Origin of the sequence: Marinobacter nauticus ATCC 49840 (assembly GCF_000284615.1) — a bacterium.
In the GTDB taxonomy this organism is placed as follows: domain Bacteria; phylum Pseudomonadota; class Gammaproteobacteria; order Pseudomonadales; family Oleiphilaceae; genus Marinobacter; species Marinobacter nauticus.
Genome location: NC_017067.1, coordinates 3,492,064 through 3,511,165, shown reverse-complemented (window position 1 = coordinate 3,511,165; position 19,102 = coordinate 3,492,064). Strand labels below are relative to the sequence as shown.

The following is a 19,102-nucleotide window of genomic DNA, read 5'->3' as shown; positions in this document are numbered from 1 at the left end:
ACGGAATTGCAGCGGGCTTTCCGTTAACAAGCCTTGAGGGCGCGTGTAAACTAGGTGCCCTTACGCCCAGCCATCATTCAAATGGAACAGGAATTTCGTCAACGTGCCCAGCCATTGCTCCTCCCTGTTGTGCGCCAGGTTCCGGCTTTCAAGCTTGGCCGTCATCGTGGCATTGGCAGCGAGTGGCGTACGTGCCGAGGGGGCGGGTAGCAGCCCCAGCGCCGCTGAGATTGACTGGCGCCCGCGCAGTGAATTGCCGCCAGAGGTGGCCGGTCGGCTGCCGGTATTCTGCGAGGGAGGTTATCTGCCTGGCACGGTTGGCGGCGATGGCGCCGTGGTGCCGGGCGAGGGCATTGAGGGTTCCATGCCACTGGAAGCCAGTGCCCTGAACGCCCGCTATGAACTGGATAGCGAACTCTACCTGCAGGGTGATGTGCGCCTGCGCCAGGGTCCGTTCCAGGCGACCGGCGCGGAGGCACGGTACAACCAGCAGTCCGGCGAATTGCAACTGCAAGGACCGCTGGTCAGCCGAGGTGAAGGCTTTCTGCTGACCGGGCAGGACGCGAACTATTCTACCCAGTCCGGGCAACTGGATATCAACACGGCCACGTTTCTCCTGCACGAGTCGGAACTCAGGGGCGAGGCCTCATCCCTGTCCAGGGTCAGTGAAAGCCAGGTGGTTATCTCCGATGGCATGATCACTACCTGTGGTCCGGGCCAGAACGACTGGTCGATTGTGGCATCGGACATCGAGCTGGATCAGGCGGAAGGTTTTGGTACTGCACGGCACGTGCGGCTGGAAGTGTTGGATGCGCCGGTATTCTACTGGCCTTACATTACCTTCCCGATTGATGACCGCCGCAAGACCGGTTTCCTGTATCCCCAGTTTGGCTCGTCCAGCGCTGGTAGCGGGGCCTACCTGGCCTTGCCGTACTATCTGAATCTGGCACCCCATTATGATGCCACCCTCACACCGCAGTATATCCACGGTCGCGGCCTGTTCACGGAAGTGGAGGGGCGCTACCTCAGTCAGTATGGCGAATCGGTGCTGCAGCTGGGGTATATCGACAATGATTCCGCTTTTCGGGATGAAAATCCGGGTGAAAATGGCGAGCGCTGGGCCCTGGATTTTACCACCCGGGCGGCGTTTGGCGGAGGCTGGAGCGGCTACGGCGATTACTCGGTGATATCAGATGAGGACTACCTGAGCGATCTGAACCGCAGTCTTGAAATTGATCAGGCGACGCATCTTCAGCGACGGGGTGGCGTCCGTTACTACGGAGCCAATCAGTACTTTGAAGCCTACCTGAACGGCTACCAGACCATCCCTGACCGTATTGCCAACGTTGATAAACCCTATGCCCAGTTGCCGGAAGTGATCTACGGTGGCTCGCTGGAAGCCGGCTGGCTGGAAGCGAACCTGGAAAGCCAGTACACCTGGTTCTACCGGGACAATGAGAACCTTACCGGCCTGGACAAGGCCAACGGCCAGCGGTTACGGGCGATTCCCGAACTGGCGTTGCCCATGAGGGCGCTCTGGGGCTTCAGTCGTCCCTCGGTCAGCCTCGACTACACCCGCTACGAGCTGGATGACTACACCCTGGGTGACGCCGGCTTTGACCGCACCGTGCCGGTGTTCGAGTGGGACAATGGTTTGTACTTTGATCGTCGATCCAGCCTGTTTGACGTACCCTACAACCAGACCCTGGAGCCCCGGCTGTATTACGCCTGGGCCGATGCCGAATCCGATCAGAACTATATCCCGGATTTTGATACCGGCATCCGCAGTTTCCGCTTTGACCAGCTGTTCCGGCGGGACCGGTTTACCGGCGGGGATCGGGTCGGTGACGCCAACCAGTTGACGGTGGCGCTCACCAGTCGTTTCAATGACCTCCTGACCGGGGCGGAGCGGGCTCGGGTGAGTGTTGGCCAGGTGCGCTATTTCGAAGATCGTGAAGTGGATCTGTTTGGCGAGGGCGCATCCGACCGGAGCCGCTCACCGCTGGCGGGCGAGTTGGTGCTGAACCCCATCGACAATCTGGAGCTTCGTTCTTCCCTGCTGTGGGATCACGAAACCCGGAAAACCGAAGAGGGCCGCAGCCAGCTGATTTTCCACTCCGAGGATTATCGTTACCTGGCGACACTCGGACATACCTACAGCCGGCCGGATGAGCTGGAACAAACCGACATTGGAACGGTCTTTCCGGTAACGGACCAGGTCAGTGCCATTGGTCGCTGGGTCTGGGATTCTCAGCTCGACCGAACCGTGGGCACCCTTGCCGGTCTGGAATATAACAACTGCTGCTGGAGTTTTCAGGTGGTGCACCAGAACTACCTGACTGATGACGAAGAACTGGACACCCGCTTGCTGTTCCGGATTGAACTGAAAGGTCTGGGCGGCAGTGGTGGTGCATCCGACAACATCGCGGACGCCATCTACGGCTACGACGAGCGCGAGCGCCGGAGGTTCGGAAACCCGCGCCGTTGAACGAACCCGAATCTGCAGGCCGACCCGGCTGCGATCACGATTTTACAAACCAAGAGGTGATTATGAAGGCGACTGTCCGCCACGGACTGACAATTCTGCTGACACTGGCCATGGTGGTGCTGTCAGTGACTGCTCAGGCCGAACGAAAACTGCTGGACCGTGTGGTTGCGATCGTGGATGACGAGGTGATCCTCCAGAGTGAGCTGGACGCCCGTATCAATACCATTGTCGGTCGCCTGAGTGCGCAGGGCACTGGTCTGCCGCCCCGGGAACTGCTTGAGCAGCGGGTACTGGACCAACTGATTCAGGAATCCCTGCAGCTGCAGATGGCCGGCCAGATGGGCATGCGCATCAGCGACAACGAGCTGAACGAGACCCTGGCCAATATTGCCCGCAGCAACGGCATGACCCTGGCCGAATTCGAAGGCCAGCTGGCGGAAGAAGGGGTGACCTATCAGCAGGCCCGGGAGCAGATCCGCAATGAAATGCTGACCAGCCGGGTGCAGCAGCGTCGCGTAGGTAACCGGGTACGCGTTACCGACCGGGAAGTGGAAAACTATCTCCAGGCCCAGCAAGCCAACGGCAGTACCGATGCCGAATACCGTCTGGCCTATATCTTTATCGAAGTTGACGACCCGGCCAGCGAAGCGTCGGTGGATGAGGCCCGGGAGACAGCACAGGCCTTGCGCCAGCAGATTGCCAACGGTCGGGACTTCCGGGAAGTAGCGGTTGCCGAATCCGATGCCAGCAACGCCCTGGAAGGGGGCGACATGGGCTGGCGATCTGAAAGCCAGTTGCCCTCACTGGTCGCACCGGTGGTACCGGATCTGGAAGTTGGTGAGCCTTCGCAGGTGCTGGAAAACAACAGTGGTTTTCATCTGGTGATGGTGATGGACAAGCGCGGCGGTGAGCAGCAGCAATTCATCCAGCAGCACCGGGTCCGGCATATCTTGGTACGGCCTTCCGAAGCGGTGACCGATGTGCAGGCGGAGCAGCGCATTCGCGAGATCTACCAGCAGTTGCAGGATGGCGCCGACTTTGCCGATCTGGCCCGTGAACGCTCGGACGATCCGGTCTCCGGCTCGGACGGCGGTAATCTGGGCTGGGTAAGCCCGGGCCAGATGGTGCCCGCTTTTGAAGAAGCCATGAATCAGGCGCAGGTGGGCGAATATTTCGGGCCTTTCCGGTCCCAGTTTGGCTGGCACATCCTGCAGGTGGAGGAGCGCCGGCGCCAGGACGTGACCGAACAGAATCGCGAGTCCCAGGCTCGTCAGGCCATCTATATGCGGAAATTCGAGCTGGAATTGCAGAACTGGCTGCGTGAGATTCGGGACGAAGCCTTTGTTGAGTTCAAGGGTGAATATGCCGATATGAACCCGGAGAGCGAGGAAGCAAACCCGTCATGAGCACACCGGTGATCCTGGCACTCACTGCCGGCGAACCGGCCGGCATCGGCCCGGAACTGTGCCTGCAACTGGCAACCGGGAGCCGGGACGCCGGCCTGGTGGTGATTGCCAGCCGCGAACTGCTACGAGACAGGGCCAGCCAGCTCGGGCTCCAGATTGAGCTGCATGACTGGCAGCCAGGTGTAGCGGCAGCAACCCGGGCGGGTCATTTATCGGTACGACATGTTGAAGGTTGTGGTTCCACGGTGGCCGGCCGGCTTGATAAGGGTAACAGTCAGTACGTCCTGGACACCCTGACCATCGCCGCCCGGGGTTGCCTGAATGGCGATTTCGACGGCATGGTGACCGCGCCTGTGCACAAGGGCGTTATTAACGAAGCCGGCATCGTCTTCAGTGGCCATACCGAATTCCTGCAGGAGCTGTGTGGCGTGGAACGGGTGGTGATGATGCTGGCCACGGAAGAACTCCGGGTGGCATTGGTAACCACCCACTTACCCCTGAAAGACGTTTCTGCGGCCATAACACCGGACCGGCTGACTCAGGTGACGCGCATTCTGAATGCGGACCTGAAAGCCTTTTTCGGTATTGATCAGCCGCGCATTCTGGTGGCTGGCCTGAATCCCCACGCCGGTGAAGGGGGCCATCTGGGGCGGGAAGAAATTGAGGTGATTGAGCCGACCCTCGAACAGCTGCGGGCCGAGGGAATTCAACTGACCGGGCCGTTGCCGGCGGACACCCTGTTCACCCCGCACTGGCTCGACAATGCCGATGCGGTATTGGCCATGTATCACGATCAGGGCCTGCCGGTACTGAAATTCCAAGGCTTTGGCCGGGCCGTTAATATCACGCTGGGCTTGCCCATTGTCCGTACCTCGGTTGACCATGGCACTGCCCTGGATCTGGCTGGTACCGGCAAGGCCGATGCCGGCAGCCTGCATACCGCTATCCGTGTGGGCGAGCAGATGGCCCGCTGCCGCAAGGCCGCACGGGCCGGAGAACTGTCATGAGCAACAAACACGGGCACCAGGCCCGTAAACGGTTTGGCCAGAACTTCCTGCATGATCCAGGTGTGATAGAACGCATCGTGCGCGCGATCAATCCCAAGCCGGAAGACTCGATTGTAGAAATCGGCCCCGGTCTGGGGGCTATTACCGAAGAAATCCTTGCCATCAATCCCCGTTTGCAGGTGGTGGAACTGGACCGGGACCTGATTCCGGTGCTGCGTACCAAGTTCTTCAACTACCCGGAATTCCGGATTCACGAGGCCGATGCCCTCAGTTTCGATTTCAGCCAGTTGGTGAGTGACCGGCCTTTGCGCATTGTCGGCAACCTGCCTTACAACATCTCCACCCCGCTGATCTTTCATCTGCTGTCCCAGAGCGGTGTGGTGCAGGACATGCACTTCATGTTGCAGAAGGAGGTGGTGCAGCGGCTGGCGGCGGTACCGGGCGACAACAATTACGGCCGCCTGGGTATCATGGCCCAGTATTTCTGCAAGGTGCAGCCGCTGTTCGAAGTAGGCCCTGGCGCCTTCCGCCCGGCCCCGAAAGTGGACTCCGCCATTGTCCGCCTGGTGCCCCACAAGGAACTGCCGTACCCCGCGAAAGACCTGAAAACGCTGCAGGCAGTGGTACGCACCGCGTTCAATGCCCGCCGAAAAACCCTGCGCAAGGCGCTGGCGGCCATGGTTACCGTAGAACAGCTGCAGTCCCTCGGAATCAACGATGGCCTGCGCCCGGAAAACCTGGGCCTGGCCGACTATGTCAGGATTGCGGATTTGCTGGCAGACACTGGTAAGCTGCAGGCAGATGACAACGAGGTAAGTGATGACTGACTACGCCATCGGCGATATTCAGGGTTGCTACGATCGCCTGCGGGATGTGCTGGCGAAGGTTGATTTTTCGCCGTCCCGTGACCGGCTCTGGGTGGCCGGTGATCTGATTAACCGCGGCCCGTCATCACTGGAAACCCTGCGCTACATCGAAAGCCTGGGCGATGCCGCCGTTGTGGTACTGGGCAACCACGACCTGCATCTGCTGGCGGTCGCGCTTGGCGGCCACAGACCGAAGCGCAAGGATACGTTGCATGACATTCTGGACGCACCGGATCACGACCGGCTGATCCAGTGGCTGCGCCAGCAGCATCTGTGCGTGCACGACGCCGGCCGAAACCTGGTGATGGCCCATGCCGGTCTGCCGCACATCTGGAGTGTGGAGCAGGCCGTGGCCTGTGCCCGGGAAGTGGAAGCCGTGATCCGGGACGACCAGGCGAGCGAATATTTCAGCCAAATGTATGGCAATCAGCCTGAAACCTGGTGTGATACCCTCACCGGTATGGATCGCTGGCGAGTGATTACCAATTATTTTACCCGCATGCGTTTTATTGCCAGCGACGGCCGCCTGGAACTGGCTACCAAAGAGTCGGCCGATCAGGCGCCTGAGGGCTATGCCCCCTGGTTTACCTATCCCCGCCAGGACGATGTGAAAGTGGTGTTTGGCCACTGGGCTGCGCTGGAAGGCAACACCGGCAGCGACCGGTTTATCGGGCTGGACACCGGGTGTGTATGGGGCGGCGCCCTGACCATGATGAATCTCGATACCGGAGAGAAAATCCACTGTGACTGCGGCTGACCCCGGAACCCGGATTGTACGCTGGGCACTTGTCGCCGGCGCCGTCGCCGGCCTGCTGGCCGTTATGGCTGGCGCTTTCGGTGCTCATGGCCTGCGCCATGTGGTATCCGAACGCGGCCTTGAGGTATTCCAGACGGCTGTCAGCTACCAGATGTACCATGCCCTGGCTTTGGTGGCCGCGAGTCTGATGCCGGCGCTTGGCCTGCCGCGAAAGCTGTTGACCCTGTCCTGTGGCTTCTGGCTTGCCGGGATGTTGCTGTTCAGTGGCAGTCTCTACCTGCTGGTTCTGACAGGAATCCACTGGCTGGGTCCGGTGACACCGGTGGGCGGCGTCTGCTTTATGGTGGGCTGGGTGTTGCTGATTGTCGCAGCCCTGAAGAAGTAACGGAGGCAATGGTAACCATGTTGGTACAGGTGAATGGCGAGCCGATGGAACTCCCAAGCGGAGCGACCATTGCCGCCCTGATAGAACAACTCACCCTGACCGGGAAACGCCTGGCGGTGGAGGTAAACGAAGACATTGTACCCCGCAGCCAGCACCCGCAGTTCACCCTGAATGAAGGTGACCGGGTGGAAGTGGTCCACGCCATCGGTGGTGGTTGATACCTCATCAGAGCCAGGCGGTTCCCGCTCTTACTTTATCCAGATAACTCAGGCAGGTTATGACAGAGACACCAGAGATTCAGCTCCCCGAAGACAAACCCCTGGAAATCGCCGGCAAGGTGTACCAGTCCCGCTTGTTGGTGGGCACTGGCAAATATCACGATCTGATGGAAACCGGTCATGCCATCGAGGCCAGTGGCGCCGAGATCGTGACTGTGGCGGTACGCCGTACCAACCTGGGCCAGAACCCGGATGAACCCAACCTGCTGGACGTGATTTCCCCGGAAAGCTACACCATCCTGCCCAATACCGCCGGCTGCTACACCGCCAAAGATGCAGTCCGTACCTGCAAGCTGGCCCGGGAGCTGCTGGATGGCCACGATCTGGTCAAACTGGAAGTGCTGGGCGAACACAAGACCCTGTACCCCAACATGCCGGAAACCCTGCTCGCGGCTGAAGAGCTGATCGAGGATGGCTTCAAGGTGATGGTGTACTGCTCGGACGACCCTTTGCTGGCCATGCGCCTGGAAGAAATGGGTTGCGTGGCCATCATGCCTCTGGGTGCGCCGATTGGCTCCGGCCTGGGTATCCAGAACCGCTACAACATCCGGCTGATTGTCGAGAACGCCAAGGTGCCGGTGCTGGTGGATGCGGGCGTCGGTACGGCCTCAGACGCTACCATTGCCATGGAGCTGGGATGTGACGGCGTGCTGATGAACACCGCGATCGCCCAGGCCAAAGACCCGATCAGAATGGCCAATGCCATGCGTCTGGCCATCGAATCCGGCCGTGAAGCCTACCTCGCCGGCCGTATGCCCAAGAAACTGTATGCCAGTGCCTCGTCACCGATCGACGGCACTTTTTTCTGAAAAGTCCCTCCCTTGCCGGGGAGGGCATATAAAACCAAAACCAGAATTTCAGAGCGCTGTAGTCCTGTCATGACCAACCAGAAACCCAGTCGCCGGGAGTCTATTCTCCAGGCGCTAGTCGAGCTGTTGCAAAGCGATCCCGGTGCCCGAATCACCACGGCTGGCCTGGCCAAAACCGTGGGCGTTACCGAAGCGGCCTTGTACCGGCATTTTCCCAGCAAGCGCAAAATGTTTGAGGCGCTGATCGAATTTGCCGAGGAGGCGGTTTTTTCCCGTTGCCAGGTGATTCTGCAGGAACAGGAGGATGTGCGCGTGCGCCTGCAGCAGCTGTCGCATCTGGTGCTGGTGTTTGCCGAGCGTAATCCGGGCCTGTGCTGTGTGCTGACTGGCGATGCGCTGATGGGGGAGGATGAATCCCTGAGAAAGCGGGCATCCCAGTTTTTCGAGCGGCTGGAAACCCAGATTCGCCAGGCCCTGAAAGAAGGTGAAATCCGTCAGGGCCTGCGGCCCAGAACCACGGCGGCCCGTGGTGCGGACTTTGTCATGGTGTTCGTGGAAGGCCGGATTCAGCGCTTTGTGCGCTCTTCGTTTTCGCGCTTGCCGACGAGTGATTTCGACGAGGCCTGGGGGCTGGTGTCTGAGGCGGTCTGGGGTTGAGCCGTGGAGTTTCGTTCACCTAGCCTTCCAGTGGACTGCCTGTTGTGACTGGGGTTTACCTTCGCAGAACCGCTACAAGCACATCCATGTGCGCTTCTCTCCGGCCATCCTTGGCCTCCGACATTCTGCGAAGGTAAACCCCAGTCACAACGATCGAACTTTGTTGGGATAGTCGAGTTATACCCCTCGATCTTTCTCTATGGATTTGTATTTCCTGATCAAACCTAGATTCGGTGCGTTATCGCTGATGTCAGAAAGGCATGGGCTGGGATCCCTTTCCCGAAATTTCGGAGGCCAAGGATGGCCGGAGAGAAGCGCACACGGATGTGCTCGTAGCGGTTTCGGGAAAGGGATCCCAGCCCATGCCTAACTCCAAAATATCAGGCTAGGTGTTGGCGATATTATCCAACCTTACTCGTATCCGGAAGCAGTCCGCAGAATTGAGCGCACTGGCGCCCACACGGCCGGCGCCGAGATGAGAATATCCCGTCCATAGAGATCCGCCGGATAGCCCTCCGGAACTTCCCCGAAATGGCCTACCGTAGCGCCAGCTTCTTTTGCGATCAGACGGGCGGCGGCGAAGTCCCAGGGGCTGACGTTTTCGTAGTAGATGTCCAGCCGGCCACAGGCCACCCAGCAGATGTCCAGAGCGGCTGAGCCGATCCGGCGCAGGTCGCGGCACTGGTGAATCATGGCGTCCAAGCGGCGTACCAGCGGTTCCAGGTTGTCCTTGGTGTACGGAAAACCGGTGGCGAACAGCGATTGCCTGGGGTCGGTCGCGCCGCTGTGGCGGATAGGCTGGTTGTTCAGGGTTGCGCCTTCGCTCTCGGTGGCCCGGAAGGTCTCGCCGGGAAACGGCGCGTGCACAACGCCCACCCGCACTTTGCCCTTCTCGGCGTAGGCAATGGACACCGCAACCTGGGGATGGCCGTAAGCGTAGTTCACCGTGCCGTCGATGGGGTCGACTATCCACAATGGCGTTTCCAGCTCTTCCGCCTGGGACAGATCCGGCATGGTTTCCTCGGAGAGGATGCGGTGGTGGGGGAAGCGTTCGCGGATGGTGCCGGTGATGAATTCGTCGGCCATCACGTCGGCGTGGGTGACCAGTTCGGTCTGGTGTTTGTAGTCGGTGCGCAGGGTGTTTTCTTCCCGCTCGTGGCGGATCAATTCGCCGGCTTCGCGGGCCAGGGCTTCGGTGAAATCGGCGATTTCCTGGAGAGAAACTGAGTCAGACATGGCACCCTCGCGGTTTCTGAAACTGTGAGGGTGCCAGTCTAGCACGGCAGGCTTACAGGCTGTTCAGCCACTTCTCCATTTTATCCATGGCCAGCACCAGTCTTGGGCAGGCCTGCTGGATATAGCTGTCATCCAGCTCCTGGTCGGCGTAATCGCCACCGGCCAGGTTCAGGGCCGCGGCACCGTCGAAATCGACAAACGCCAGGCGGGCGCCCAGGTGATCCGGTACGAAGCCGAAATCACTGGAGGGTAGGATGGCGACGCCGGTATTCTCCAGCAGGGCGGTGCAGAAGGCCTGGGAAGTCTTGATGTCCGTGCGGGCCAATTGGTCGCGGAAACCGGAGAAGTCCGGGAACAGGTAGAACGCACCTTCGGGCTTCTGAACCACAGCGCCCATGTCGGTCAGACGGCGATGCATGTATTCACCCACCACTTTCAGCACCCGGCGCGACTGAACCAGATATTCCTCAATATCCTCACCACCATTGAAAGCAGCAATGGCAGCGTGCTGGATGGGGGCGCTGGTCGCCGTGTAGGTTTCGCTGGCGATGATCGCCATGGCGTCCTGCAGTGGCCTCAGCTCGGGCGGGAAGATAAAGGTACCCAGGCGCCAGCCGCCGGCGCCGGCCCACTTGGACAGGCCGGTGCTGATGATGGTGCCTTCCGGGTAGTAGCGGGCAATGGACTTGTGCTTGCCCTCAAAGTGAACTTCTCCGTAGATCTCGTCTGAGAGCAGGATCAGCTTGTACTTGCGGGCCACGTTGGCGATGGCCAGCAGCTGATCGTCGGTGTAGGTGCATCCGGTCGGGTTGGACGGATAGTTGAGAATCAGGATACGCGGGCGTGACGGGTCGTCCCGGCAGATGATGTCCAGTTCCTCGGCGGTCAGCTGCCAATTGTTCTCGGCGTGGGTCGGCAGCCAGTGTACCGAACGGCCGATGATGCGGGCCTGGGGCGCATAAGACACCCAGCTCGGGCGCGGTATCAGCAGGTCGCCGTAGTAGGCCAGCTGCAGCATGAACAGCAGCTCTTTGGAGCCCGGGCCGATCAGCACGTCTTCCCAGGTACAGCGCATGCGCTCGCTGCGGTTGATGTAGCCGGCGATGGCTTCACGCAGGCCCTTCAGACCTTTGACCGGCAGATAATCTTTTTCGTGGGCGTGCTCCTTGAGGGCGTCGACCACGCGATCCGGTACCGGGAACGGCGACTGCCCCAGCCCCAGTTTGATGATGTCCTTGCCTTCGGAACGGAGCTGGTTACTGAGCTCGTTGATGCGCAGGGTTGCGGAGGGCTGGATGCCCCGTACGTTCAGGTTAATCGCGTAACGGTGGTCGTTTTTGATGTCCATTGTCCCGGTCTGTTGGTTGGAGGGTGACAACGGCAGTATAGGAAACCCAAACATATCTGTGATGGGGGTGCGGATAGGGGATTGCCGAAGTCTGCAGGCAGACTTTGGTCGAATCCCCGGCTGGTCAGGGGTTCTTGATCCAGACTTCTACCCGGCCATTGCGCAGGTTTCCCTTGCCGCCAACGGGCATGTAGTGGCCATAACCTGTGTAGGCAACGTTCGCCACACCTGCCTGGCCCAGTGCCTTGCGCACCGACAACGCTCTCAGCTCGGAAATCATCTGGGCCCGAAGTTCGTGACTCTGTGCATCTGCAAAACCGATCAACAGCAGATCACTGGCGTCGCGATTATGCTGTCGCAGGTAATGCTTCACCCGTAGCAGATCCCGCTGGGCCTTGTTGTCGAGCTTGGTGCGGCCTTCGGCAAAGCGGAAATTGACGGTCAGGCGCTGGTAATTGCTGGTCAGTCGCCGGAAGCTCTCTGGTACGGAGGTGTCGAATTCCGGTTTTACCGCGATCGGATTCTGGGAAATGAACCCGGATTCGGCCACCAGGTTCTGGCCGTCCTCATCCAGGGCGTAGTTGATCAAGCCTTTGGCAAAGACCGGCGTTTTCTCCCCCATGGTGTACATGAACAGTCGGCGGGACAACGGATAGTCTTCGCTGGCAACCGTGAGCTGATTCGGTTTCAGGGCCGGGGCATTGCCCTCGGAAATCGCCAGCAGTTTGCTGTTGCGCACCGAGGCCAGGCCGGAGAAGCCGATACCACCGGGATCGCGGGACACGTCATCGGACAGCTGGTCGTTGGATTCGTAGCGTTTGGCGGATTCGTCCAGGCGGTAGCCTTTACCCAGAACCAGGGATTTAAAGGTATCCCAGGTGCCAGAACGATCATCCCGGGCGTAGAGCCGTATTGGCCGGTCCGGCCCGCCAAGTTCCGACCAGTTACGAATCTGGCCAGCGAAAATGCGCCCGAGCGTATCGATACTCATGGCATTGACAGGGTTGTCGGGGTGCACCAGTACGGCAAGGCCATCAATAGCGATGACATGTTCACTCTCCAGGGCTGTCAGGTCGGCCTTCTGGCGAACCTGTTCCGCCTCAGCGGCTTTGACCGGCCGGGAGGATGCCCAGATCTGCGCCTGACCGCTGGCCAGGGTGCGGAAGCCGGTGCTGGAGCCGTGGGCGGCCACCAGAACACTGATGGGACCCTGTTCGGTCTCGGTCAGCAGAATCTGCTCGTTCTCGGTGCCCGTGGCCCGGCGACTGACCGACCCATTACCCTGCTGTGCCAGATAGCCGCTTACCAGCATGGGTGCCAGTGTGGCGCCGACGGTGTTGGAGCCGTGAATTTCCAGCTCATGGGCGTAGGCGCTGGCGCAGAGACTGGCGCTTGCAAGCATTGCCAGCCAGTGGCCGGCGGTCTTCCTTGTGAAATCAGGCATCGTGTTGAAAACCTTTTCAGATCATATGGTTGTGATGCCGGAAGGATGCTTCAGAAATATGACATTTATGTTTCAGGCGAGATCAGATGGCGCGAAAGGTTCAATACTTTTGTAAGAAAGTGTTAAGCAGGCCGCTGAGGCGCCGGGCTTGCTGGATTATAGTGGGGTGTCCGCAGTAACAAAAACAAACACAGCGGGGCACCATCATGCATGTGACATCGCTCCGGCATGGCTCATCTTCGGCAGAACATCATCGAACCACAGCCTTTGAGAAGGTTTTGCTGGTCGATGACCACGCCCTGTTTGCGCAGGCGCTGGCGGGCCTGATCCGGCAGGAGGAACTGGCTCTCTCGGTGGTCACGGTGGGCACGCTGGAGGCCGCGGCCGAGCAACTGGTGCATGGCACCGGGGTCGATCTGGTATTGCTTGACCTGGCACTTAACGGAGAAGCCGGACTTTCGCTGTTGCCGCGTCTGGCTGGCTTGCGGAACACCCCGCCGGTGGTGATTATCTCCAGCAGTGAGGACGAAAGCACCGTCAGGGCCGTGCGAACGGCCGGGGCGGCCGGGTTTCTGGCCAAATCAGCCGGGCGCGCGGCGCTGGTTCGTATGATGCAATCGGTACGGCGGGGACAGGGCTATTTCCCCGGGGGCATGGCGCCCCTGGTTTCGGAAGCCCCGTTAACGCCGCGTCAGTTCGAAGTGCTGACGCTTCTCGCCCAGGGGTTTCCCAACAAACGCATCTGCCAGAGCTTGGGCCTGACCGAACACACGGTCAAAACCCATCTGAAAGCGATCTTTACCCAACTGGGGGTGCACAATCGGACTGAATGCGTGAACCGGGCCCGGGCCCTGGGCTGGTTGTAATAGCAATCGGCAGTGCCACCCAGAATACCGCGCCCCGGCCCGAAGATGATTCGGTTCCACATTGCCCGCCCATGAGCCGGGAGAATTCGCGCACGATGGTCAGGCCCAGCCCGAGCCCCGCCTGGTGGCTGGCACCGGCACGGATGTAGGGGTCGAAGACCTGTGTGTGCAGGCTTTCCGGCAGCCCACGCCCGTCATCGCACACCCGGATGCGGGCCCAGTTCCCGGTGGTGACCGTGTTGACCTGAATGCGCTGGCCACCACTGTGGTCGGCGGCATTGATGACGAGGTTCTGCAATACTCGCAACAGCAAGCTGGGATCCGCGGTCAAGGCCAGCCCGGGCTCGGCCGGGGCAATGTCCAGGCGGATGTCGCGACGGGACAAGGTGTCTGACAGCAGATCTTCAAGCTCCTGCAACGTATGGTTCAGTTGCACAGGCTGGAGCTCCGGCTGAATCATGCCCTCGTTCAGTCGGGCGCTGTCGAACACCGTTCCCAGCAGATTACGGAGCTGACCCACGGTATCACGAAGCTGATTCATCACCTCGGAGTGTTCGCGTTCAGGTTGCAGCGTTTCCAGCGTCAGGTCGATGACATTCAGGGGTTGGCGCAGATCATGGCTGGCCGCAGTGATCAGCTCGGTTTTCCGACGGCTCTCGTCCCTGGCGGACTGGTGCAACAGATCCAGGAGCTGGCGGTCGAGAAAGTGGGCACGGTGACGGTACTCGCTGATCCAGGCGCCGACCATACCAATGACATTTGCGGTCATCAGAAAGAACAGATTGGTGAGGGTGGCGGTGGCAGGGTTGCCGGCCCAGAGCTCTGCCAGCAGGTAGGCCCACACCAGAACAAAGGAGGCCACCGAGGCGGAAAAAAAAGGCAGTCCCATGGCAAAGTATCCGAACATCAGCATGAGTATCATGCCCTCATAAGGCAGAGGGTAGCTGTGCCAGCGGGCGGCCAGGATAATGGCAATGACGCTCAGGCCTCCGGCGATATAGGCAAACACGTACAGCCGCTCGAAGTGGTGGTCGTCGGGGGTTTTCCGGTGGGCCAGCCAGTGAACCAGGGCGATGATCGGGCAGGTAATGGCCAGTCTTATTCCAGCCGTGAGACGGGCCAGCTCGGCTGGCAGGGTCATCAGGTCTACCAGGGCGTACACCAGAAAGAGCAGCAGACCAGCGATAGATGCCAGTCTCGCCCGTTGGCGGATTAACGCAGAACGCGCTTTGCGGTAGTCGGCTTCCAGTGCCGGCACAAAACGCAGGGTCAGGAATCCTCTGGCCTGTTGCTGTTGGATTTGTTCGGCCGTCATGGTCGGGATATCCACGGAACACAAGCTCCGATTCTAGAACGCTCTGGCTCCGGATTTCGGGAGCCAGAGCACAGAGTGGTCAGCTTTGGTTCAGCATTCTGAGTCGGGCCCAGGTTCGGCTCTGTTCATCGGGGAAGTATTGCTCCAGCAGGGCATCCTTGTGTTTCTGACGATCTGCTCCGGCCAGGCCTTCCAGATCCTCGGCGTCAACAGCCTGTTCGAACTCGGAAAACTGCTGATCAAAACTTTCACGTTGTTTAAGGTAACTGACGACCCCTTCGGCACTTTCCGGGTCCATGCCCAGCTCCACCAGCTTCCGGCCGGCGGCTTCCGGTGATTCGGTATTCTCCAGGGCAGACAGTCGGGCCTGATGCTCGCGGGTTTCGCTCTGCAGTCGTTGCTCGGTTGCCCGAAGCGACTCCGGCAGCTGTTTGCGGTGCCATTCAATCAGCGCCTGTTTGCCTTGATCGGAAAGATCTTCCCGCTGCTGGATACTCATGGCCGCCAGGGTGTACTCGCTGTAGGCCTCTTCCTCGCCGAAAAACGCCTGATGTGCGTCCGGGCTGAAGGTCGAACGGCGCAGTTGTTTCAGACTGCTCAGGGCATCGCCGAGGGCGGTTAGCTGGTAGCCAGGGTCGTGTTGTCGGCTCGGATCCAGTTCCGTCTGCATCAGCTGTAACGCAGCCTGCTTGTAAGCCAGGTACTGGTCGAGCAGAACCATGGCATCGCTGGCGGCCGGTTCCGGCAGATAGTTGCGGGCCAGGGACTGGATCTGTCCGATGGCGGCCTCTGGTGAGACTTCACCCACGGCGCTCAGGAAGTAATCGAAGAAGTCGCGAACGCCAAGGTCCAGAATCAACTCGCCGTTGCGGTCTGCCTTGAGGGCGCCGTCGATATCCGTGCCGGCCAGGGAACGGGCAAAGTTCTGGTCGGGAAGGCTGGCGGGTGTCTGGTGTGGCGGTTTCTTATTGGAAGGAACCGGGGCCGATGCCTGGGTGACCGCCGGTGGCGTGACAGCAGGCGCACTGGCAAAGGTTTTTGCCGGGTCTGGCCTGGGTTCTGAACCCGGTGCCTGCCAGTACCAGAGGCCGCTGCTGGCCATAATGGCCAGCAGGGCAACGGGAAGCAGCCACCGCAGTTTCCGGGTGGACTGGTGCTTCATAACCACCTCACAGACCGCGGTTTTTCAGACGGTTGGCCTGGCTGCGGTAGAGTGAGACCGGGTTGGTCCAGAGAGAACGGGCGCCCAGCAGATGGTTGATGGCATCAACGTGGTTCATGTCGTAGTGGGTGCCGATGACATTGCCCATCATGGTGGCGCAGACGCCGACCAGACCATCATTGGGCTCGCTGCCAAAGGCCAGGGAGGTCACGCCCAGGAACGGATCGGTAATGTCGAACACGTTGGTCCATACGGCGCGTCCGGTCCAGGAGAAAAACTTGATCTTCTGGCCACTGATCCAGACATCTTCGCTGGTACCCGCGCAGGCATTACGATTAACCCCTTTCCAACCCAGGGCGTCGTTCAGGCTGGTGGTGCCCGGAGTGGTCAGGGTTTCCAGGGCGGCAATACCATCCTGGGGGTTGCTGGCTCCGGACAGGGCATTGATCAGTCCGCCCAGGGCGTTGGCAATGGCGTCGGCGCCCCCTTCAACATAGCTGCCGGGAGGGATGATGCCCCGGATAACGTCAGCAACTTTGGAGCCCTTGTTTACGCCGTCAATCGACGTGACCGAGGCAATCTTGTGGGGAATCAGAGCCGCTGCCACCCGGGAGGTGGGGGCACCCTGACTGTGCGCCATCAGATTGACCTTGCTGTGGCCCAGGCTGTTGACGTAATTGGCCAGTTGCTGGCCACGCTGTTCGCTGCTGTTCACGAAGGACACGCTGGCGGTATAGACCTTTGCGCCACTGCGTTCAAGGTTCCAGGGAATGGTGTGGAAGTAGTTGATCAGACCGCCAAGAGTGTTGAAGCCGGTTACACCGTGTACCAGCACAATCGGATGACGGGTCTGGGTGTAGCTGGCGTGGCTCAGTACCGAGAACACCAGCATGAGAATTCCGGCCACAAGCCGGATGGGCATGGCAAAACGCATAGATGACTCCTGTTGTTTTTGTTGGTTGTCGACATGCAACAGGGAGTATCACGGACGAACACAGGTGCCGGTAATCGCCCATTTGGGTGAGGCGGCTCCGGTGACAGTCGGTCAGAATCGGTGCGGTTCAAGTTCGGTGTGAATGATGCTCTGGCCAAGCATGATGATACGGCCGGTGTAACGCTCTTCGCCGGTGGTGGTGAAGTCGAACAGGAAACGCCGCCACACTCGCAGTTTTCCGTTCTGATCGCGCTTGAACCAGAGTCCGCGCAGATAAACGGCGTCGTCCAGCAGCATTACGTCCATGGATTTGCAGTACCGGTGAGCAGCCTGCAAGACAAAATCCTTGATGGCTTTGGCCCGCCACCAGTACCAGATGGCGAAACCGGCGACAAACAGCCAGAAGAGGGTTGCTAGGGTCAAGGCACGGGGAATCCTGTGGGTGATTGCAAAGGGGGCGAAGCCTCCACCCCCCACGAATCGCCAGACTACCCTATTGTGCCGGTTCAGGAAATTGCCGGGTCGATGCCTGAGCGCCCTTGTTCAGCAGTTTATCGCACAGCATTTGCAGGAAATGACTGGTCAGCAACTGCGCCTGGTCAACATTGGATCCCAGTTGCTCGGACTCCTGGCGGGCGCTTTCGCTACTCTGAACCGATTGATTGCCCAGGTGCAGCAGATGTTCGGCCTGACGTTCCACCTGAGCTGCCAGTGCGGATTGCTGTTCGGTTGCCCCAGCCACTTCACGGGCGCAGTCATCAATAATGTTCATGTCTTTCAGGGTCGTGGTGAGGGCCTGACGGGCTTCGTCGGCCATGGTGGCAGTCTGCTCACAGGCAGCGCTGCCCTGGCCGATGACGTCGACCACCATCCGGGTTTCCGATTGCAATTCCTCAATCATAGTGTCGATACGGCGTGTGGAATCGTGAGTGCGCTGGGCCAGGCCCCGAATCTCGTCCGCCACCACCGCAAAGCCACGGCCCGACTCGCCGGCCCGTGCGGCTTCAATCGCAGCATTCAGGGCCAGAAGGTTGGTCTGCTCGGCAATGTCGCTGATCACCTCCAGCACCATGCTGATGGCATTGCTGCGTTCGGTCAGTCGATCCATCTCGTCGTTAGCGCTGGTTAGCTGCTGCCGTAACCGTGATAGTGAATGATTGACGCTATCCATCTGGTGCTGGCACTGACTGGCAGATTGGCGGGCGTCGGCACTGGCCTGCTGGGTTCGAACGGTCATCTCGTTGACACGACGGACGCTCTGGGCCAGTTCTTCGAAGGCCCGGGTGATTTGCTCAATATCGCCTTGCTGGCTGCGGATACTCGCCACCGAACTGGAAACCCACTCCATGGTGCGCTGCTTGCGGCCATGCAGTTTGCCGATGTTGGCGTGCATGCGTGCCGAGACCGCGCGCAAGGTGGCATCGCGCTTTTGCCGATCGTATTCGATCCAGCCGCCCTCGTCGCGCCGTCCGGTATAGATCCAGGGCATCACGGGGTGGGCGTCACAACAGGCTTCCCGTGCGGTTCGCATCATGGGTAGGGTAAGCCAGAACAGAACACCGAAAACAGACAGGACCAGGGCTTGCAGCACGGCCATTTCCGGTATCGACAGGGAGGTCAGGCCAAACACCAGAAGACTGCCTGCGAGCAGGCCGTACAGGCAGGCGAGTTTGGAAATCAGTGGGGGTGACACCGCCAGGAAACGCCGGGGCAGGGAGCCACGGTTCCAGGCGGCGTAGGCCTTTTCCGCACGCCGGACCTGGCTGCGGCGGGGCTGGCAGCGTACCGACTGGAACTCCACCAGTTCGCCGTTTTTCATGATTGGCGTGACATAGGCGTCCACCCAGTAATGGTCGCCGTTCTTGCAGCGGTTCTTCACCATACCGCGCCAGGAGTCGCCCTTGCGGATAGTCTCCCAGAGATTGGCAAAGGCTTCGGGGGGCATATCCGGGTGCCGGATCAGGTTGTGGGGCTGTCCCACCAGTTCATCAATACTGTAGCCGGCGACTTCCGCGAATTCTTCATTGGCAGCGGTAATCTTGCCCTTCAGATCTGTGGTGGTAATCAGGTGATAGTGCGCGGGGTATTCGCGCTCGTGACCGGTAACCGGTTCGTTCCTGCGCATGGGGCGCTCCTGCGGGGCG

18 protein-coding genes are annotated in these 19,102 nt (G+C 60.0%); 10 read left to right on the top strand and 8 right to left on the bottom strand.

Annotated elements, in window-relative coordinates; all coding sequences use genetic code 11:
- Nucleotides 1-154 precede the first annotated feature (154 nt).
- The 9 genes from MARHY_RS16240 to slmA all read left to right on the top strand — a co-directional run bounded on the left by MARHY_RS16240 (nt 155) and on the right by slmA (nt 8,653).
- Nucleotides 155-2,488, top strand: coding sequence for an LPS-assembly protein LptD (locus MARHY_RS16240; protein ID WP_014422787.1), 2,334 nt, complete (start codon nt 155-157; stop codon nt 2,486-2,488).
- 62 nt (nt 2,489-2,550) lie between these two features.
- Nucleotides 2,551-3,894 (top strand): peptidylprolyl isomerase, encoded by a 1,344-nt coding sequence (locus tag MARHY_RS16235; protein WP_014422786.1) that lies wholly within the window; start codon nt 2,551-2,553, stop codon nt 3,892-3,894.
- The gene (gene pdxA, locus MARHY_RS16230) at nt 3,891-4,901 is read left to right on the top strand and encodes a 4-hydroxythreonine-4-phosphate dehydrogenase PdxA (protein ID WP_014422785.1); all 1,011 of its coding nucleotides are present in this window, start codon (nt 3,891-3,893) and stop codon (nt 4,899-4,901) included. The genes MARHY_RS16235 and pdxA overlap by 4 nt, the downstream gene beginning before the upstream one ends.
- Nucleotides 4,898-5,728, top strand: a complete 831-nt coding sequence (gene rsmA / locus MARHY_RS16225) for a 16S rRNA (adenine(1518)-N(6)/adenine(1519)-N(6))-dimethyltransferase RsmA (protein ID WP_011786918.1) — start codon at nt 4,898-4,900, stop codon at nt 5,726-5,728. The genes pdxA and rsmA overlap by 4 nt, the downstream gene beginning before the upstream one ends.
- A complete protein-coding gene (locus tag MARHY_RS16220) occupies nt 5,721-6,524 on the top strand; it encodes a symmetrical bis(5'-nucleosyl)-tetraphosphatase (protein WP_022993141.1) in 804 nt (267 codons plus the stop codon). The genes rsmA and MARHY_RS16220 overlap by 8 nt, the downstream gene beginning before the upstream one ends.
- The gene (locus MARHY_RS16215; RefSeq protein WP_014422783.1) at nt 6,511-6,909 is read left to right on the top strand and encodes a DUF423 domain-containing protein; all 399 of its coding nucleotides are present in this window, start codon (nt 6,511-6,513) and stop codon (nt 6,907-6,909) included. Before MARHY_RS16220 ends, MARHY_RS16215 begins: the two co-directional genes overlap by 14 nt.
- Nucleotides 6,910-6,926: 17 nt before the next feature.
- Nucleotides 6,927-7,127, top strand: a complete 201-nt coding sequence (thiS, locus tag MARHY_RS16210) for a sulfur carrier protein ThiS (protein ID WP_041655650.1) — start codon at nt 6,927-6,929, stop codon at nt 7,125-7,127.
- Nucleotides 7,128-7,186: 59 nt separating this feature from the next.
- The gene (locus MARHY_RS16205; RefSeq protein WP_014422781.1) at nt 7,187-7,996 is read left to right on the top strand and encodes a thiazole synthase; all 810 of its coding nucleotides are present in this window, start codon (nt 7,187-7,189) and stop codon (nt 7,994-7,996) included.
- Between the two features lie 69 nt (nt 7,997-8,065).
- Nucleotides 8,066-8,653, top strand: coding sequence for a nucleoid occlusion factor SlmA (gene slmA, locus MARHY_RS16200; protein ID WP_014422780.1), 588 nt, complete (start codon nt 8,066-8,068; stop codon nt 8,651-8,653).
- A gap of 411 nt (nt 8,654-9,064) precedes the next feature.
- Here slmA and MARHY_RS16195 read toward each other — a convergent pair whose 3' ends face one another.
- The 3 genes from MARHY_RS16195 to MARHY_RS16185 all read right to left on the bottom strand — a co-directional run bounded on the left by MARHY_RS16195 (nt 9,065) and on the right by MARHY_RS16185 (nt 12,681).
- A complete protein-coding gene (locus MARHY_RS16195; protein ID WP_014422779.1) occupies nt 9,065-9,889 on the bottom strand; it encodes an inositol monophosphatase family protein in 825 nt (274 codons plus the stop codon).
- Nucleotides 9,890-9,941: 52 nt separating this feature from the next.
- Nucleotides 9,942-11,237 (bottom strand): pyridoxal phosphate-dependent aminotransferase, encoded by a 1,296-nt coding sequence (locus MARHY_RS16190; RefSeq protein WP_014422778.1) that lies wholly within the window; start codon nt 11,235-11,237, stop codon nt 9,942-9,944.
- Nucleotides 11,238-11,361: 124 nt separating this feature from the next.
- Nucleotides 11,362-12,681 carry a substrate-binding domain-containing protein gene (locus MARHY_RS16185; protein ID WP_223268813.1) on the bottom strand — a complete coding sequence of 440 codons (1,320 nt, stop codon included), beginning with the start codon at nt 12,679-12,681 and terminating at the stop codon, nt 11,362-11,364.
- A gap of 206 nt (nt 12,682-12,887) precedes the next feature.
- Between MARHY_RS16185 and MARHY_RS16180 the strand changes: the two genes are divergently transcribed.
- Nucleotides 12,888-13,547: a response regulator transcription factor gene (locus tag MARHY_RS16180; protein ID WP_014422776.1), complete on the top strand. Its 660-nt coding sequence runs from the start codon at nt 12,888-12,890 to the stop codon at nt 13,545-13,547.
- On the opposite strand, the gene MARHY_RS16175 is transcribed toward MARHY_RS16180, so the two are convergent.
- The 5 genes from MARHY_RS16175 to MARHY_RS16155 all read right to left on the bottom strand — a co-directional run bounded on the left by MARHY_RS16175 (nt 13,480) and on the right by MARHY_RS16155 (nt 19,083).
- Nucleotides 13,480-14,862 carry a sensor histidine kinase gene (locus MARHY_RS16175; protein ID WP_041655648.1) on the bottom strand — a complete coding sequence of 461 codons (1,383 nt, stop codon included), beginning with the start codon at nt 14,860-14,862 and terminating at the stop codon, nt 13,480-13,482. The genes MARHY_RS16180 and MARHY_RS16175 overlap by 68 nt on opposite strands.
- A gap of 79 nt (nt 14,863-14,941) precedes the next feature.
- Nucleotides 14,942-16,024, bottom strand: a complete 1,083-nt coding sequence (locus tag MARHY_RS16170) for a lipase secretion chaperone (protein WP_014422774.1) — start codon at nt 16,022-16,024, stop codon at nt 14,942-14,944.
- A 7-nt stretch (nt 16,025-16,031) separates the two neighbouring features.
- Nucleotides 16,032-16,958 carry an esterase/lipase family protein gene (locus tag MARHY_RS16165; RefSeq protein ID WP_014422773.1) on the bottom strand — a complete coding sequence of 309 codons (927 nt, stop codon included), beginning with the start codon at nt 16,956-16,958 and terminating at the stop codon, nt 16,032-16,034.
- Nucleotides 16,959-17,069: 111 nt separating this feature from the next.
- Entirely contained in the window at nt 17,070-17,381 is a 312-nt protein-coding gene (locus MARHY_RS16160; protein WP_023009553.1) for a DUF3301 domain-containing protein, read from the bottom strand.
- A gap of 70 nt (nt 17,382-17,451) precedes the next feature.
- A complete protein-coding gene (locus MARHY_RS16155) occupies nt 17,452-19,083 on the bottom strand; it encodes a methyl-accepting chemotaxis protein (protein ID WP_014422771.1) in 1,632 nt (543 codons plus the stop codon).
- Between the last annotated feature and the right edge of the window lie 19 nt (nt 19,084-19,102).

Bases quoted from the DNA above. Each gene is read 5' to 3' on its own strand.
- MARHY_RS16235 (WP_014422786.1), top strand. From the start codon at position 2,551: ATGAAGGCGACTGTCCGCCACGGACTGACAATTCTGCTGACACTGGCC.
- pdxA (WP_014422785.1), top strand. From the start codon at position 3,891: ATGAGCACACCGGTGATCCTGGCACTCACTGCCGGCGAACCGGCCGGC.
- rsmA (WP_011786918.1), top strand. From the start codon at position 4,898: ATGAGCAACAAACACGGGCACCAGGCCCGTAAACGGTTTGGCCAGAAC.
- MARHY_RS16220 (WP_022993141.1), top strand. From the start codon at position 5,721: ATGACTGACTACGCCATCGGCGATATTCAGGGTTGCTACGATCGCCTG.
- thiS (WP_041655650.1), top strand. From the start codon at position 6,927: ATGTTGGTACAGGTGAATGGCGAGCCGATGGAACTCCCAAGCGGAGCG.
- MARHY_RS16205 (WP_014422781.1), top strand. From the start codon at position 7,187: ATGACAGAGACACCAGAGATTCAGCTCCCCGAAGACAAACCCCTGGAA.
- slmA (WP_014422780.1), top strand. From the start codon at position 8,066: ATGACCAACCAGAAACCCAGTCGCCGGGAGTCTATTCTCCAGGCGCTA.
- MARHY_RS16195 (WP_014422779.1), bottom strand. From the start codon at position 9,889: ATGTCTGACTCAGTTTCTCTCCAGGAAATCGCCGATTTCACCGAAGCC.
- MARHY_RS16190 (WP_014422778.1), bottom strand. From the start codon at position 11,237: ATGGACATCAAAAACGACCACCGTTACGCGATTAACCTGAACGTACGG.
- MARHY_RS16185 (WP_223268813.1), bottom strand. From the start codon at position 12,681: ATGCCTGATTTCACAAGGAAGACCGCCGGCCACTGGCTGGCAATGCTT.
- MARHY_RS16180 (WP_014422776.1), top strand. From the start codon at position 12,888: ATGCATGTGACATCGCTCCGGCATGGCTCATCTTCGGCAGAACATCAT.
- MARHY_RS16175 (WP_041655648.1), bottom strand. From the start codon at position 14,862: ATGACGGCCGAACAAATCCAACAGCAACAGGCCAGAGGATTCCTGACC.
- MARHY_RS16170 (WP_014422774.1), bottom strand. From the start codon at position 16,024: ATGAAGCACCAGTCCACCCGGAAACTGCGGTGGCTGCTTCCCGTTGCC.
- MARHY_RS16165 (WP_014422773.1), bottom strand. From the start codon at position 16,958: ATGCGTTTTGCCATGCCCATCCGGCTTGTGGCCGGAATTCTCATGCTG.
- MARHY_RS16155 (WP_014422771.1), bottom strand. From the start codon at position 19,083: ATGCGCAGGAACGAACCGGTTACCGGTCACGAGCGCGAATACCCCGCG.